Source organism: Bacillus sp. Root131 (genome assembly GCF_001429475.1).
GTDB classification, from domain to species: Bacteria; Bacillota; Bacilli; order Bacillales; family Bacillaceae_G; genus Bacillus_A; species Bacillus_A thuringiensis_S.
Map to the genome: position 1 here is coordinate 1 of NZ_LMJQ01000034.1, position 15,895 is coordinate 15,895.

Genomic DNA, 15,895 nt, shown 5'->3' on the forward strand with positions numbered 1-15,895 from the left:
AATTCAAGAAAAATTAAACCACCTATCCCCTAAAGAATTTAGGGAACAAGTGGTTTAGGTGTTTTGATTGGTGTCCCGTTTTCGGGGTTCACTTCAAAAAAGCAGGGGATTTTTATGTTTGAGTGATGGCAGGAATCGAGCCGCCTTGCTTTTAAATATATCCAGATCCAGCGGCTAGAATGGTCGGTGGCTTCGCGTCTTCCTATGAGGCAAAAAGCGCCTCTGCGTCAGAAGCTCCATCCCCCTCTCATTCTGAGCGAGCCGCTTCCGCTTTTAGATATATATCCAGCTCCAGTGGCTAGAATGGTCGGTGGCTTCGCGTCTTCCTATGAGGCAAAAAGCGCCTCTACGTCAGAAGCTCCATCCCCCTCTCATTCTGAACGAGCCGCTTCCGCTTTTAGATATATATCCAGCTCCAGCGGCTAGAATGGTCGGTGGCTTCGCGTCTTCCTGTGAGGCAAAAAGCGCCTCTACGTCAGAAGCTCCATCCCCCTCTCATTCTGAACGAGCCGCTTCCGCTTTTAAACTGGCCTAACCAGTTCAAATTGTTCTCCTAATTTTGCATAGTTGTGTCCTGCTAGGCGGCTTATTGGTTTGAGTCCTTCTGCGTGAATGCGCCCTTTTTCATATAGATGCTCGGCAACGTGGAAACGAACGACGCGTCCAATTAGTAGATCACAAGCTGGTGAGTCTTCTGTTCCACCAAGTGGAATTGCACGTTCTAATATACATTCCATTCGAATATTTGCTTCTTTTACACCTGGAACAGAGATGACTTCACTTTCAATTGGTGTTAGTTTTGCTAGTTCAATTTCACTTTCATTTGGCGGGAGATTAGCTGCTGTTTCGTTAATTGCTGCTACATATGATTCGTCAGAAATATGTACGACAAATTCACCTTTTTCAATTGCGTTTCGGGAAGTGTCCTTTCTTTCTCCGGCTTTTCGTTGTACAGAAACAGAGATAAGTGGTGGATTAGCAGCGACAATATTGAAATAACTATATGGTGCGCCGTTTAATACACCGTCTTTTGTTACAGAAGTAACGAATGCGACAGGGCGAGGGATGATACTTCCAGTAAGTAATTTGTAATTATCTTTTTCAGTTTGTTCATTTGGATTAATGGATAACATGCTTGTAATCCCCTTTCTAAATATGAATACTTATTGTTTGTTTACAAGATATCGGTGAGAAAATCCTGCTGGAAATAATATTTTGTTTCATAAAAAGAACTTACTTCAATTGTAATGAAGTAAGTTCTTTTTCAAGAATCTCAAGATTGAGATGAAAATTAAAGTAAAACGTATGCGCCAGGTCCGATTAAAGCTACACCAACAGCAACAGCGATTAACATTAAATTATATTCATATCCGTTTTGTGTCACCCAGTAACCATTTTTCCCGTGAACAGTGAAGATAGCCATTAACATTGTTCCAACGATAAATAATGAGCCAACTATAATGAAAATACCTGATGCGAATAAGAAACCACCTAGTAATTCAGTTGCACCAGCCATAAATGCCATAAATACACCAGGACGTAAACCGATTGATTCCATCCAGCCACCTGTTCCTTTTAAACCGTAACCGCCGAACCAACCAAATAATTTCTGAGCACCATGACCCATGAATGTAATTCCTATAATAAGACGAATAATAAGAAGACCGAAATCCATCATTTTTAAAAACCTCCTAAAAGTTATTAACTTACCTTATGTAAGTAATGATAAAATAGTTACTTACTTTAGTCAAGCGGATTTTGAAAAAAGTTTGAATTAAATTTTACAAATTAACAACAAAAAACAAAATGTAGTAAAGACCTCTAGACAAGTTGGGCAAAAAAAGAGAAAATATAAATAGAAGTTAACTTCTTATTGTTATTCAGACAATCAGAATTGACTGGAATTTTGTGAAGCGCTACAATAAGAGTCTATTAGTAATGACGTAATTTATTTCGAAAGCGTTTTTACAGTATAATATTCGAAGTATGAAGTCTTACATGTATCCCGAGCTTTACTAGGGATTGCCCTATAAACTTTTAGGTAAATTATAAGGAGGACTATCCTATGTTTAAAAAATTATTTGGTCTTGGTTCAAAAACAAATGAAGAAACAATCGTAGCTCCATTAACTGGAGCAGTGAAAAATATTGAAGAAGTACCAGATCCAGTATTCGCTGGTCGTATGATGGGTGACGGTGTTGCAATCGATCCTACTGAAGGTGTAGTTGTATCTCCAGTTGATGGTGAAATCGTACAATTATTCCACACAAAACATGCTATCGGAATTAAAGCGAAAAACGGCACAGAAATTTTAATCCACGTTGGATTAGAAACTGTAAAAATGGAAGGCGAAGGTTTCGAAGCTCACGTTTCTGAAGGCCAAGCTGTAAAAGCTGGAGATAAATTAATCTCATTCGACTTAGAATTAATCCGTGAAAAAGCGAAAAGCACAATTACTCCAATCGTTATTACAAACACAGATGCAGCTGAGTCTATTAAGACAACTGTAGGCGTAACAGCTACAAAAGGTTCAACAGAAGTAATGAAAGTTACAATGAAATAATTGCTGTATAAGAGGAATCCGTTTCGTATGAAATGGATTCCTTATTTTTGTTGCATATTCAGTAGGTATGTTAAAATACTCTGGGCACTTGGAAATAGGGTTTCACATATATGTGGATAAGGCGCATTTTTCTTAGAAAAAATATAAGAGAACTGCGCTTTTTGTATATTCACATTTCTTTTGTTCTATTCTAATGTAAGTTATGATGAGTGGTAAGAAATCGAATATAGGGGTGGGGTTGGATGAAACGAGTGTTATTTGTTTGTACTGGCAATACATGTCGTAGTCCGATGGCTGAGGCGTTGCTTCGTCATCACGGAGGAGATAGGTTTGAAGTGCAATCTGCCGGTGTTTTCGCCTATCCTGGGAGCGATGCATCGGTATATGCTAAGGAAGCTTTAGCTGAAAAAGGGATTTCAATTAATCATGCCGCGCAGCAAGTAAACGAAACTTTGCTTGATTGGGCTGATATTGTCGTAACGATGACAGAAAATCATAAACACATTGTACTTGGGCATTATCCGAGTGTTGAAAAGAAATTGAATACGTTATATGGATTAACTGAAGGTATAGGTAAGGACATTTCAGATCCATTTGGAGGCTCGCTTTCTATTTATAAAAAAACGTTAGATGAGATGGAAAAACTTGTACAAACTTTACTGAAAAAACATTCAGTAGGTTGATGTTTCGTGTATAATACGATATTGGAGATCACTTCGTCCTATTGAGGTAGCGAGTGTGAAATGAAGATAATTGATTGAAACTTTGGAGGGGTAAAAATGAAAGTAGTAATAGCATCTGATCACGGCGGTATGAATATCCGCAAAGAACTTGTAAGTTTATTAGAAGAGTTAAATATTGAATATATTGATTTAGGTTGTGAATGTGAAGCTGGTTCTGTTGATTACCCTGACTTTGCGTTTCCGGCAGCTGAAATGGTAGCGAACGGTGAAGTAGATCGTGGTATTTTAGTTTGTGGGACAGGCATTGGTATGTCAATCGCAGCAAACAAAGTAAATGGTATCCGTTGTGCGTTAGTTCATGATACTTTCAGTGCGAAAGCAACGAGAGAGCATAATGACACTAACATGCTAGCAATGGGCGAGCGTGTAATTGGTGCTGGTCTAGCGCGTGATATCGCAAAAATCTGGTTAACAACTGACTATGAAGGTGGTCGTCACGAAAACCGCGTAGGAAAAATTAAAACATACGAAACAAAGTAATAGATTCTAACTATTAGTAGTGTGAAATATAATTTGGTGAACCAACCTGTGAAAGGAAGAGGCGTAATGACAGAAATCGTAAAAGTAAGAGAACAGCTACAAATGTCGCTTTCTGATTTCCAAGAACAAGCTTCATTACAAAGCGGTCAAATTTTTGTAGTGGGTTGTAGCACGAGCGAAGTGCTAGGCGAAAGAATTGGAACATCAGGAACGATGGAAGTAGCAGAGGCGATTTTTTCTGAGTTAAAACAATTTCAAGAGCGAACAGGTATTGAATTAGCGTTTCAATGTTGTGAGCATTTAAACCGTGCTTTAGTAGTTGAGAGAGAAGTAGCGATAAAATATCAATTTGAAATTGTAACAGTTACGCCTGTTAGATCAGCAGGTGGTGCATTGGGGACATATGCGTATCACAATTTGAAAGATCCGGTAGTAGTTGAGTTTATTAAAGCAGATGCAGGAATGGATATTGGTGATACATTTATTGGTATGCATTTAAAACATGTAGCTGTTCCGGTTCGTACAAGTGTGAAGGCAATTGGAAGTGCGCATGTAACGATGGCCAAAACACGTGGAAAACTAATTGGTGGAGCACGTGCTGTTTACGCGGTGACGGAAGAGACTACCACTTGCCGTTAAATATGAGAAATTAGGAAGTCATATAGTAGCTGTTTATCATAAGATAAAAGGTATGTTGTCTGACTTTATAGTAGAAGAAAGAAAAGACCGATTTTCGGTCTTTTTTTTCTTTTATGATATAGAAAGTCATGTTAGAATGTAGTTGAAAACATGAAGGTTCGAAAGAATTACAACCTGAATTTTCGTTTTTTCTGAATAAATGAGAAAAAACTGTTGGGAATCGATGTAATTCGTTCAGAAAAGGGGGATTTTGGTGGATCATTTAAAACGTCAAGATGAAAAGGTATTTGCTGCAATTGAGGCAGAACTAGGAAGACAGCGTTCAAAGATTGAGTTAATTGCTTCGGAAAACTTTGTAAGTGAAGCGGTAATGGAGGCGCAAGGTTCTGTTTTAACAAATAAGTATGCTGAAGGATATCCTGGAAAACGTTACTATGGTGGCTGTGAACACGTAGACGTAGTAGAAGATATCGCACGTGATCGCGTAAAAGAAATTTTTGGCGCAGAGCACGTAAACGTTCAACCACACTCTGGTGCACAAGCGAACATGGCAGTATACTTCACAATTTTAGAGCAAGGCGATACAGTACTTGGTATGAATTTATCTCATGGTGGTCACTTAACACACGGAAGCCCTGTTAACTTCAGTGGAGTACAATATAATTTCGTAGAATATGGCGTGGATGCTGACTCTCACCGTATTAATTACGATGATGTATTAGCAAAAGCGAAAGAACATAAACCAAAATTAATCGTTGCAGGTGCAAGTGCATACCCTCGTGTTATCGATTTCAAACGATTCCGTGAGATTGCAGATGAAGTGGGTGCATACTTAATGGTGGATATGGCACATATCGCTGGTTTAGTAGCTGCTGGCTTACATCCAAATCCAGTACCACATGCACATTTCGTTACAACGACAACACATAAAACGTTACGTGGTCCGCGCGGTGGTATGATTTTATGTGAAGAGAAGTTTGCAAAACAAATTGATAAATCAATCTTCCCTGGTATTCAAGGTGGTCCACTTATGCACGTAATCGCTGCAAAAGCTGTTGCGTTTGGTGAGACACTCCAAGAGGATTTCAAAACGTATGCACAAAATATCATTAACAATGCGAACCGCTTAGCTGAAGGTCTTCAAAAAGAAGGACTTACACTTGTTTCTGGCGGAACAGACAATCACTTAATCTTGATTGATGTTCGTAACCTAGAAATCACAGGTAAAGTAGCAGAGCACGTATTAGATGAAGTTGGTATTACAGTGAACAAAAATACAATTCCATTTGAAACAGCAAGCCCATTTGTAACAAGTGGTGTACGTATCGGTACAGCAGCTGTAACATCTCGTGGTTTCGGTTTAGAAGAAATGGATGAAATTGCGTCACTTATTGCTTATACATTAAAAAATCATGAAAATGAAGCTGCATTAGAAGAAGCACGTAAGCGTGTAGAAGCGTTAACGAGCAAATTCTCAATGTATCCAAATCTATAATAGATTGAAGAAGACTGCTGAAACGTAATTGTTTTGGCAGTCTTTTTTGTGGACATATATTATTTTTAAAGTATGTATACAAATGATGAATAAATTTTGGCGATATAATGAAGGATACAGCTCCCATAATTGGTAAAGATACTAGATAGATTCATCGTAAAATCATGATTTTGCCAAATTTGCCCTTGAATATTAGTAGCGTTTTCTTTACAATCGTAAATAGTGTAAAAAAGCGTGCAAACGCATGAATATCATCTAAAGGAGAGATTCACATGGGAAAACTGTATGTATTTGATCACCCGTTAATTCAACATAAGATTACATATATTCGCGATAAGAATACAGGTACGAAAGATTTTCGTGAATTAGTGGACGAAGTAGCAAGCTTAATGGCTTTCGAAATTACTCGCGACCTTCCGCTTAAGGATATTGAAATTGAAACGCCTGTAAGCAAAGCGACAACAAAAGTGATCGCTGGTAAAAAACTTGGTTTAATTCCGATTTTACGTGCAGGTTTAGGAATGGTTGATGGAATTCTGAAATTAATTCCAGCAGCAAAAGTAGGACACGTTGGTTTATACCGTGACCCTAAAACATTGCAACCGGTAGAATACTATGTGAAACTTCCAACGGATGTAGAAGAGCGTGACTTTATCGTACTAGATCCGATGCTAGCAACAGGTGGTTCTGCGGCTGAAGCAATTAACTCTCTGAAAAAGCGCGGTGCGAAACAAATTAAATTAATGTGTATCGTTGCAGCTCCAGAAGGGGTAAAAGTAGTACAAGAAGAACATCCCGATGTTGATATTTATGTAGCAGCATTAGATGAGAAATTAAATGACCACGGATATGTAGTACCAGGTCTTGGTGATGCTGGTGACCGTTTATTCGGAACGAAGTAAGACAACTGACGAGCAGGGGAGATTCCCCTGCTCGTTTTTTTTTTTGCTGTAAGCAAGTAGGGGAGGGGAGAGGATAAATATACATCGTATATACAACATAAGTTGCATACACATCACATATAATATAGAAGTCTTACGTCTGAGGAACACTATATTATGGAAGAAAAGCGTTATATCTCGAAAATATAATAGTGACAAACTTGTGAACATTTCCTTCTATTATAAAGAGAAAACTGTTAGAAATTGCATATATGTAACCAGTATTTAGAAGGGGAACGTTTTCATTTTTGGGAGGAAATGCCTAATACTCAAATTTTTAGATTTTTTACGATTTCTCGTTGACACTGTTAATACCCTATTGTATGCTAACAACGGGGATAGATGGTAGGGCTTTCAGTGACAAAAATACATCTATTCCGTGACGAAAATGTAAACTTTTTGTTTTGTATAGGATTTATGCAAAAAAATGAGTTATTATTAACACATCGTGAATGAGGGTTACGTATTGGAGGGATGAATCCTTGCAAAAAAACGATCGCAGCCATATAAAAGCATATGCTTTAATGTCAGGAATTCTTGCTCAATTAGTCGGTTCTATACTTGTTGGAATCTTTGGTGGGCAGTGGATTGATAATAAGGTTGGAACGTTTCCATTGTTTCTTATTATAGGGTTATTACTCGGGTTAGGAACAGGGGTATACGCAATGATTCGACTCATTCGACATTACTATTCGGGAGAGCAATGATGATAGACGTACATGGACTTGTCCAAAGACAAAAGAAATATATGTACTACTTGCTTGCGCTTCTAGTGCTAGGATGGGGATTTACCTCTTACAAGGATGTATTTCTTGGGCTGATTATCGGAACGATTTTCAGTTTTCTTAGTTTGCGCATCATTGCACGTAGAACAGACAAGCTGTTAGATCGCGTAACAAATGGAGAAAACGTGAAGTTTAAGGCGACAGCTGTAAGTACATATTCAAGATTCGCCACGATTGGGTTATTAATTTTATTTGCAGCCAAATATCAAGAGTTAATTGCGATGTGGGGCTTAGGTGTAGGATTGCTGACAGGATACCTTGTCATGATCATAGATTTTCTTTATTTAGAGTATAAGAGCAGGGAAGAGAGGTGAATTACTAGTGGAACACGGTAAATTAGTTGAATTTCTAGGTTTAACGTTCGATTTGTCATCAGTTATGATGGTTACTGTAGCAGCAGTTATTGTTTTCTTAATCGCTGTTATCGGAACTCGCAGCTTAGCCCTTCGCCCAACCGGGATGCAAAACTTCATGGAATGGGTGTTTGACTTCGTGAAAGGGATTATCAATAGTACGATGGACTGGAAAACAGGTGGACGTTTCTTAACGCTTGGCGTTACGCTTATCATGTTTATCATCGTATCGAACTTCCTTGGTTTACCATTCATGTATTCAGCAACTGAAGCTGGCGAACATATTGCATGGTGGAGGTCACCAACGTCTGATCCAGCAGTTACATTAACATTAGCCGTGATGGTAGTTACCCTCACCCATTATTATGGAATTAAGATGAAGGGTACGAAAGAGTATGTTAAAGGTTATTTCCAACCTATGAAATTCTTATTCCCATTAAAGGTTATTGAGGAGTTTGCTAACACATTAACGTTAGGTCTTCGTTTATTCGGTAACATTTATGCAGGTGAGATCTTATTAGGATTACTTGCTAAGTTAGGCGGGGCATCATTCCTTGGAGCATTAGGTGCGCTTGTACCGATGTTAGCATGGATGGGATTCAGTGTATTCGTTGGATCAATCCAAGCATTTATTTTCGTTATGTTAACGATGGTTTATATGGCTCATAAAGTAAGTCATGACCATTAATATAATTTAAGTAAGAAAAAATTTATTTTTTTATAATACAAAGGAGGACAAATTAAATGAGTTTAGGTGTAATCGCAGCTGCAATTGCAATTGGTTTATCAGCATTAGGTGCAGGTATTGGTAACGGTCTTATCGTATCACGTACAATCGAAGGTGTTGCTCGTCAACCAGAATTAAAAGGCGCACTTCAAACAATTATGTTCATCGGGGTTGCTTTAGTTGAGGCACTTCCAATCATCGGTGTAGTTATTGCATTCATCGTAATGAACAAATAAGGGAGACTCCCCTTACATAGATGGCGAAGAGTGTTTTTCCGAACTTTCTTCGCCATTGCTTTATGAACGAAACGTATGTCTTTTTTTTTCATATGATCAATTTAGATATTTTGAAGGGAGTGAATCCTTGTGCCAACTTTATTATTAGGAGCTGCCATTCCATTTGGAACGATTGCTTATACATTGTTCATTTTCTTAATTCTATTAGTAATGCTACGCAAATTTGCGTGGGGTCCTTTAATGGGAATTATGAAAGAACGTGAAGAGCATGTTACTAATGAAATCGACGCTGCAGAAAGAAGTAACGCTGAAGCGAAGAAGTTAGTAGAAGAACAACGTGAAATGTTAAAACAATCGCGTGTTGAAGCACAAGAGTTAATCGAAAGAGCGAAAAAACAAGCTGTAGATCAAAAAGATGTGATTGTTGCTGCTGCGAAAGAAGAAGCAGAATCAATTAAAGCATCTGCTGTACAAGAAATTCAACGCGAAAAAGAGCAAGCAATTGCTGCTTTACAAGAACAAGTCGCTTCTTTATCTGTTCAAATTGCTTCTAAAGTAATTGAAAAAGAATTAAAAGAAGAAGATCAAGTTAAGTTAATTCGCGATTATATTAAAGAAGTAGGAGAAGCGCGATGAGCAATGGGATTGTAGCAAAACGTTATGCTGTCGCTCTTTTTAAAATTGCAAAAGAAAAACACGTATTAGAAATGTTTGAAGAAGAATTACGCCTTGTACAAAACGTTTATGTAAAGAACGGGGAACTACATAGCTTTTTAACGCAACCAAACATTTCAAAAGAGCAGAAGAAAACGTTTCTTGCAAACGTATTCGGATCTGTTTCTGAATCAATTTTAAATACGTTATATATTTTAATTGATAACAAGCGTATTGATATCTTACCTGAAATTGCAGATGAATATGTTGTTCTTGCTAATGAAGAACGTAACGTAGCGGATGCAACTGTATATTCTATTCGTCTTCTATCTGAAGAAGAGAAGCTTAACATTGCAGAAGCATTTGCAAAGAGAACGGGAAAAGATGCAATTCGCGTGAAAAATGTTGTAGATGAAGATTTACTAGGCGGAATTAAAGTACGTATTGGAAATCGCATTTATGACGGAAGTTTACAAGGAAAATTAGCACGTATTCAGCGTGAATTAATGAAGAATAGATAGGGGTGAAGCACATGAGCATCAGAGCTGAAGAAATTAGCGCACTGATAAAGCAACAAATCGAGAACTATCAGTCTGAAATCGAAGTTAGTGATGTTGGTACAGTTATCCAAGTTGGTGACGGTATTGCGCGTGCTCATGGTCTTGATAACGTTATGGCTGGTGAACTTGTAGAGTTCTCTAACGGCGTTATGGGACTAGCACAAAACTTAGAGGAAAACAACGTAGGTATTATCATTTTAGGACCTTACACAGAAATCCGTGAAGGTGACGAAGTTCGTCGTACTGGTCGCATCATGCAAGTACCAGTAGGAAAAGAACTAATTGGTCGTGTTGTAAACCCATTAGGTCAACCAGTTGATGGTTTAGGCCCAATCAATACAACAAACACTCGTCCAATCGAAAGTCCAGCACCAGGTGTAATGGATCGTAAATCTGTTCATGAGCCACTTCAAACAGGTATTAAAGCGATCGATGCTCTTGTACCAATTGGCCGTGGTCAACGTGAGTTAATCATCGGTGACCGTCAAACTGGTAAAACAGCAGTTGCACTTGATACAATCATTAACCAAAAAGATGAAGATATGATTTGTATCTATGTAGCTATCGGACAAAAAGAATCAACTGTACGTAACGTAGTAGAAACACTACGTAAGCACGGTGCATTAGAGTACACAATCGTTGTAACTGCATCTGCTTCTCAACCAGCTCCATTATTATACTTAGCTCCTTATGCTGGTGTAACAATGGGTGAAGAGTTCATGTACAATGGTAAACACGTATTAGTAGTATATGATGACTTATCAAAACAAGCAGCGGCTTACCGTGAGCTGTCATTACTATTACGTCGTCCTCCAGGTCGTGAAGCTTATCCAGGGGATGTATTCTACTTACATTCTCGCTTATTAGAGCGTGCAGCAAAATTAAGTGATGCAAGAGGCGGCGGTTCTTTAACTGCACTACCTTTCATCGAAACACAAGCAGGGGACGTATCAGCTTACATCCCAACAAACGTAATTTCTATTACGGATGGACAAATCTTCTTACAATCTGACCTATTCTTCTCTGGCGTACGTCCAGCGATCGATGCAGGTACTTCTGTATCTCGTGTTGGTGGATCTGCTCAGATTAAAGCAATGAGTAAAGTATCAGGTACACTTCGTCTTGACCTTGCATCTTACCGTGAGTTAGAAGCGTTCGCTCAGTTCGGTTCTGACCTTGATAAAGCAACTCAAGCGAAACTAAACCGTGGTGCTCGTACTGTTGAGGTATTAAAACAAGGATTACACAAACCGTTACGTGTAGAGAAACAAGTTATCATTCTTTACGCTTTAACACGTGGATTCCTAGATGATATCCCAGTAGTAGATATCACTCGTTTCGAAGAAGAATTCCATGCTTGGTTAGATTCTAATGCGACTGACTTATTAGAAGAAATCCGCACAACTAAGAAACTTGCGGATGACGACAAATTTGCAGCAGCAATTAACGGATTTAAAAAAGTATTCGTAGCTTCTGAGTAATAAAAGCGGAAGCGGCTCGTCCTGAATGTGAGGGGGAAGAAGTGAAGCCACCGAACATTCAAGCCGCTGGAGCTAGATAATAATATATATAGGCATCTCAATCTTTGAGATTGCTGACGGTTATGTAAAGGAAAAGAGTAGGTGCACCTATTCTTTTCCTTCAATCATGAGCAAGAATATCTTGCAACGTAGATTAGGAAGAGGATTCTTACTAATCGTGCCAACTTCCGGAAAAAAGGTGGTGAAAACCTGTGGCATCTTTACGCGATATAAAAGCGAAGATTACCTCGACAAAGAAAACGAGTCAAATTACGAAAGCGATGGAGATGGTATCTGCATCTAAGTTAAACCGTGCAGAACAAAATGCTAAATCTTTCGTTCCGTATATGGAAAAGATTCAAGAAGTAGTAGCGAGCATTGCGCAAGGAAGTAAAGGAATTAATCATCCGATGCTAAATGCGCGTCCTGTAAAGCGTACAGGATACATCGTTATTACATCTGATCGCGGACTAGCAGGTGGTTATAACAGTAACGTATTACGTACAGTGAGTAACGTAATTCGTGAACGTCATAATATGGATTCAAACCAATATTCAATTATTGTGCTTGGACGACTAGGACGTGATTATTTAAAACGTCGCGGCTTTAACATCATTGATGAAGTAGTTGGATTATCTGACCACCCATCATTTACTGATATTAAAGATCTTGCTTCTCGAGCAATTGCGATGTTTGCAGATGGTGCTTATGATGAGCTGTATATTTACTACAACCATTACGTAAGTAAAATTTCACAAGAAGTAACGGAAAATAAAATTTTACCGCTTACTGATGTGGCGTCTGATAAACCGACGACAGCTTATGAATTCGAACCTTCTGAAGAAGAGATTTTAAAAGTACTATTGCCACAATACGCAGAAAGCTTAGTGTACGGTGCATTACTAGATGGTAAAGCAAGTGAGCACGCAGCGCGTATGACAGCAATGAAGAGTGCTACAGACAACGCAATGGAAGTTATCGATTCACTTACACTTTCATTCAACCGTGCGCGTCAGGCAGCGATTACGCAAGAAATTACGGAAATCGTTGGTGGAGCAGCAGCGTTAGAATAGTATTAAAAGCGGAAGCGGTTCGTTCAGAATGAGAGGGAGATGGAGCTTTTGACGTAGAGGCGATTTGTGCCTCGTAGGAAAAAGCGAAGCCACCGAACATTCTAACCGCCGGAGCTAGATTCAATAAAAAGCGTAGGTGACTTGCTCAGAAGGGAAGGGCATTGGAACTCCTGACAAAGAGGCGTTCTTTGCCTCGTAGGAAGGGGTGAAATGACCGACCCTTCTAGCCACCGGAGCTAGATTCAATAAAAAGCGGAAGCGGCTCTTTCAAAAGAGTCGCGTAAGCTAAACTAATAAAAAATTAAAAGCCAACTTCTCTTAGAAAGCTGGCTAATTAAAAGAAAGCTAGGAGGGAACCCGATGAATAAAGGGCGCGTTACGCAAATCATGGGTCCGGTTGTAGACGTTAAGTTTGATGGCGGAAAGCTACCAGAAATCTACAACGCCCTTACGGTAAAACAAAGCAACGAAAACGGAAGCATGAACTTAACATTTGAAGTTGCACTTCATTTAGGTGATGATACAGTTCGTACAGTTGCGATGTCTTCCACAGATGGACTTGTTCGTGGCACAGAAGTAGAAGATACTGGTAAAGCAATTTCTGTACCAGTTGGTGATGTAACACTTGGACGTGTATTCAACGTATTAGGTGATGCAATTGACTTAGATGGTGAACTTCCTGCGGATGTACACCGTGATCCAATTCACCGTCAAGCACCTGCATTCGAAGAATTATCTACTAAAGTAGAAATTCTTGAAACTGGTATTAAAGTAGTAGACTTACTTGCTCCTTACATTAAGGGTGGTAAGATCGGCCTATTCGGTGGTGCCGGTGTAGGTAAAACAGTATTAATTCAGGAATTAATTAACAACATCGCACAAGAGCACGGTGGTATCTCTGTATTCGCTGGTGTAGGTGAGCGTACTCGTGAGGGTAATGACTTATACCACGAAATGAGCGATTCTGGCGTAATCAAGAAAACTGCGATGGTATTCGGACAAATGAACGAGCCACCTGGAGCACGTCAACGTGTTGCATTAACAGGTTTAACAATGGCTGAGCATTTCCGTGATGAGCAAGGACAAGACGTACTTCTGTTCATCGATAACATCTTCCGTTTCACGCAAGCGGGTTCTGAAGTATCTGCCCTTCTTGGTCGTATGCCATCTGCGGTAGGTTACCAACCAACACTTGCAACAGAAATGGGTCAATTACAAGAGCGTATTACATCTACAAATAAAGGGTCTATCACGTCTATCCAAGCGGTATATGTACCAGCCGATGACTATACTGACCCAGCACCAGCTACAACGTTCGCTCACTTAGATGCAACAACAAACTTAGAGCGTCGTTTAACACAAATGGGTATTTACCCAGCCGTAGATCCATTAGCATCTACATCTCGTGCACTGTCTCCAGAAATCGTAGGAGAAGAACATTATGAAGTAGCTCGTCAAGTACAACAAACTTTACAACGTTATAAAGAACTTCAAGATATCATCGCTATCTTAGGTATGGATGAGTTATCTGAAGAAGATAAGTTAGTTGTACATCGTGCTCGTCGTATTCAATTCTTCTTATCTCAAAACTTCCACGTAGCTGAGCAGTTTACAGGTCAAAAAGGTTCTTACGTACCTGTAAAAAATACAGTTAGTGGTTTCAAAGAAATTCTAGAAGGAAAATATGATGACCTTCCAGAAGATGCATTCCGCTTAGTAGGTGGCATTGAAGAAGTTATTGAAAACGCGAAGAAAATGATGGCGTAAGGCCTTAGGAGGGACGAAGTATGAAGACATTTCCAGTCAGTATTGTAACTCCTGATGGACCGGTTTACGAAAAAGAAGTAGAAATGGTAAGTGTAAAAGCAGAGAGTGGGGAAATGGGGATCTTACCAGGTCACATTCCAACTGTTGCACCATTAAAAATTAGTGCAGTTCGTCTGAAAAATGGTGGACACACTGATTATGTAGCAGTAAGCGGTGGCTTTATCGAAGTTCGTCCAGATAAAGTGACTGTATTATCATCATCTGCTGAAGAAGCAAACCATATCGATATCCATCGTGCAAATGAAGCGAAGCGTCGCGCTGAGCAACGTATGCAAGATAAACAAGCACATGTTGACTTTAAACGTGCAGAAATGGCCTTGCAACGTGCCGTGAACCGTTTAAACGTTTCTGATATGAAGTAAAAAAAATCCGTAAGGGCCCTTGCCTTTACGGATTTTTTTGTCTATTTTATGGAGAATTTTACAAAACTGGTATAATTATATTGATGCTTGTATAAGTAGAAGTGTACAACAATTTATATTTTATGAAGGGGATGAATCAATGATTGGTGAAATGAAACGAGAAGCATTGTACTCTTTAAAGGGAAAATGGGGACTAGGTGTTGGGTCAACAATTTTATATTTTATTTTAAGTTATGTCGTTTCGATGGCTGCAATGCTTATACTATTAATTCCAGGAATTATTATATTTCTCTCAGTTGTAAGTTTAACTGGATCATTTGAAGAGGAAACGATGTCAATTGGAGCAGGTATTACCTTTGGGATTTTTTATTGCATTATGATAATTTTGAGTAACGCATCGTATGGGATTACATCATATGGTTATACAAATGTATTTTTACAGATTAGTAAACGAGAAGATGCTAAAGTAGATCACTTATTTGAAGGATTTCGCGGTTTTAAAAGAATGATGAAAACAATGTGGGCAATGCTTGCAATTTTGTTATATACAGGTACATGGATTCCGATGCTGTTAATAGGCTTATTTGCATTGTTAGGTGAAGAAGGGAATACGTCATTTGCAATAGCTTTCTTCGTGCTATTAGCGATTTCAATTGTTGGTATGATTGTGATGTATTTTTCTTATGCGCTGACGTACTATGTAATGATTGAAAATCCAGAATATAGTGTTTCGCAGGCGATGAAGGAATGTAAGAATCTTATGAAGGGGCATAAGTTAGATTTGTTTCTTTTATGGCTGAGCTTCATAGGATGGGCTATTTTAGCGCTTCTTACTTTTGGAATAGGCTTTCTTTGGCTTAGTCCGTATATGAGTACAACGACAGCACACTTTTATCGCTACATCTCAAAAGGTGAATTGCAATAGAAACATGCTATA

Annotated in this window: 20 protein-coding genes; 18 read left to right on the top strand and 2 right to left on the bottom strand. The window is 38.8% G+C overall.

Translation table 11 applies throughout. The features are described 5' to 3' along the window. Window positions 1-521: 521 nt before the first annotated feature. Complete coding sequence (locus ASE54_RS26935; protein WP_000949048.1) at window positions 522-1,133, bottom strand: flavin reductase family protein; 612 nt, start codon at window positions 1,131-1,133, stop codon at window positions 522-524. Between the two features lie 158 nt (window positions 1,134-1,291). Further along, window positions 1,292-1,678 (bottom strand): DoxX family protein, encoded by a 387-nt coding sequence (locus tag ASE54_RS26940; protein ID WP_000968613.1) that lies wholly within the window; start codon window positions 1,676-1,678, stop codon window positions 1,292-1,294. A 387-nt stretch (window positions 1,679-2,065) separates the two neighbouring features. Here ASE54_RS26940 and ASE54_RS26945 point away from each other — a divergent pair, with 387 nt between their 5' ends. From ASE54_RS26945 to ASE54_RS27030, 18 genes are all read left to right on the top strand, one after another. Beyond that, window positions 2,066-2,563 (top strand): PTS glucose transporter subunit IIA, encoded by a 498-nt coding sequence (locus ASE54_RS26945; protein ID WP_000473666.1) that lies wholly within the window; start codon window positions 2,066-2,068, stop codon window positions 2,561-2,563. A gap of 242 nt (window positions 2,564-2,805) precedes the next feature. Further along, a complete protein-coding gene (locus ASE54_RS26950) occupies window positions 2,806-3,246 on the top strand; it encodes a low molecular weight protein arginine phosphatase (protein ID WP_000832378.1) in 441 nt (146 codons plus the stop codon). A 96-nt stretch (window positions 3,247-3,342) separates the two neighbouring features. Then, complete coding sequence (gene rpiB, locus ASE54_RS26955) at window positions 3,343-3,786, top strand: ribose 5-phosphate isomerase B (protein ID WP_000869542.1); 444 nt, start codon at window positions 3,343-3,345, stop codon at window positions 3,784-3,786. Window positions 3,787-3,852: 66 nt separating this feature from the next. Continuing rightward, window positions 3,853-4,425, top strand: coding sequence for a TIGR01440 family protein (locus tag ASE54_RS26960; RefSeq protein ID WP_000136383.1), 573 nt, complete (start codon window positions 3,853-3,855; stop codon window positions 4,423-4,425). A 253-nt stretch (window positions 4,426-4,678) separates the two neighbouring features. Further along, window positions 4,679-5,920: a serine hydroxymethyltransferase gene (gene glyA, locus ASE54_RS26965; RefSeq protein WP_000349800.1), complete on the top strand. Its 1,242-nt coding sequence runs from the start codon at window positions 4,679-4,681 to the stop codon at window positions 5,918-5,920. Between the two features lie 272 nt (window positions 5,921-6,192). Next, complete coding sequence (gene upp, locus ASE54_RS26970) at window positions 6,193-6,822, top strand: uracil phosphoribosyltransferase (RefSeq protein ID WP_000517539.1); 630 nt, start codon at window positions 6,193-6,195, stop codon at window positions 6,820-6,822. 381 nt (window positions 6,823-7,203) lie between these two features. Beyond that, complete coding sequence (locus tag ASE54_RS26975) at window positions 7,204-7,317, top strand: DUF4024 domain-containing protein (RefSeq protein WP_000232961.1); 114 nt, start codon at window positions 7,204-7,206, stop codon at window positions 7,315-7,317. A gap of 26 nt (window positions 7,318-7,343) precedes the next feature. Then, window positions 7,344-7,568, top strand: a complete 225-nt coding sequence (locus ASE54_RS26980; RefSeq protein ID WP_001171223.1) for an AtpZ/AtpI family protein — start codon at window positions 7,344-7,346, stop codon at window positions 7,566-7,568. Beyond that, window positions 7,568-7,960 (top strand): ATP synthase subunit I, encoded by a 393-nt coding sequence (locus ASE54_RS26985; protein WP_000567600.1) that lies wholly within the window; start codon window positions 7,568-7,570, stop codon window positions 7,958-7,960. Before ASE54_RS26980 ends, ASE54_RS26985 begins: the two co-directional genes overlap by 1 nt. Window positions 7,961-7,967: 7 nt before the next feature. Continuing rightward, entirely contained in the window at window positions 7,968-8,687 is a 720-nt protein-coding gene (gene atpB / locus ASE54_RS26990; protein ID WP_000399870.1) for a F0F1 ATP synthase subunit A, read from the top strand. A gap of 56 nt (window positions 8,688-8,743) precedes the next feature. Next, window positions 8,744-8,962 (top strand): F0F1 ATP synthase subunit C, encoded by a 219-nt coding sequence (gene atpE, locus ASE54_RS26995; protein WP_000052064.1) that lies wholly within the window; start codon window positions 8,744-8,746, stop codon window positions 8,960-8,962. A gap of 129 nt (window positions 8,963-9,091) precedes the next feature. Further along, window positions 9,092-9,598 carry a F0F1 ATP synthase subunit B gene (atpF, locus tag ASE54_RS27000; RefSeq protein ID WP_001142615.1) on the top strand — a complete coding sequence of 169 codons (507 nt, stop codon included), beginning with the start codon at window positions 9,092-9,094 and terminating at the stop codon, window positions 9,596-9,598. After that, complete coding sequence (atpH, locus tag ASE54_RS27005; protein ID WP_000064682.1) at window positions 9,595-10,137, top strand: F0F1 ATP synthase subunit delta; 543 nt, start codon at window positions 9,595-9,597, stop codon at window positions 10,135-10,137. The genes atpF and atpH overlap by 4 nt, the downstream gene beginning before the upstream one ends. A gap of 11 nt (window positions 10,138-10,148) precedes the next feature. Continuing rightward, the gene (atpA, locus tag ASE54_RS27010) at window positions 10,149-11,657 is read left to right on the top strand and encodes a F0F1 ATP synthase subunit alpha (protein WP_000027521.1); all 1,509 of its coding nucleotides are present in this window, start codon (window positions 10,149-10,151) and stop codon (window positions 11,655-11,657) included. Between the two features lie 251 nt (window positions 11,658-11,908). Beyond that, window positions 11,909-12,769, top strand: coding sequence for a F0F1 ATP synthase subunit gamma (gene atpG, locus ASE54_RS27015; protein ID WP_000157703.1), 861 nt, complete (start codon window positions 11,909-11,911; stop codon window positions 12,767-12,769). A 360-nt stretch (window positions 12,770-13,129) separates the two neighbouring features. Further along, a complete protein-coding gene (atpD, locus tag ASE54_RS27020) occupies window positions 13,130-14,536 on the top strand; it encodes a F0F1 ATP synthase subunit beta (RefSeq protein WP_001032597.1) in 1,407 nt (468 codons plus the stop codon). A 20-nt stretch (window positions 14,537-14,556) separates the two neighbouring features. Then, the gene (gene atpC, locus ASE54_RS27025; RefSeq protein WP_000847214.1) at window positions 14,557-14,958 is read left to right on the top strand and encodes a F0F1 ATP synthase subunit epsilon; all 402 of its coding nucleotides are present in this window, start codon (window positions 14,557-14,559) and stop codon (window positions 14,956-14,958) included. A gap of 139 nt (window positions 14,959-15,097) precedes the next feature. Further along, on the top strand, window positions 15,098-15,883 hold the full coding sequence (locus ASE54_RS27030) for a DUF975 family protein (RefSeq protein WP_000578833.1): 786 nt from the start codon (window positions 15,098-15,100) through the stop codon (window positions 15,881-15,883). The last annotated feature ends 12 nt before the right edge of the window (window positions 15,884-15,895 follow it).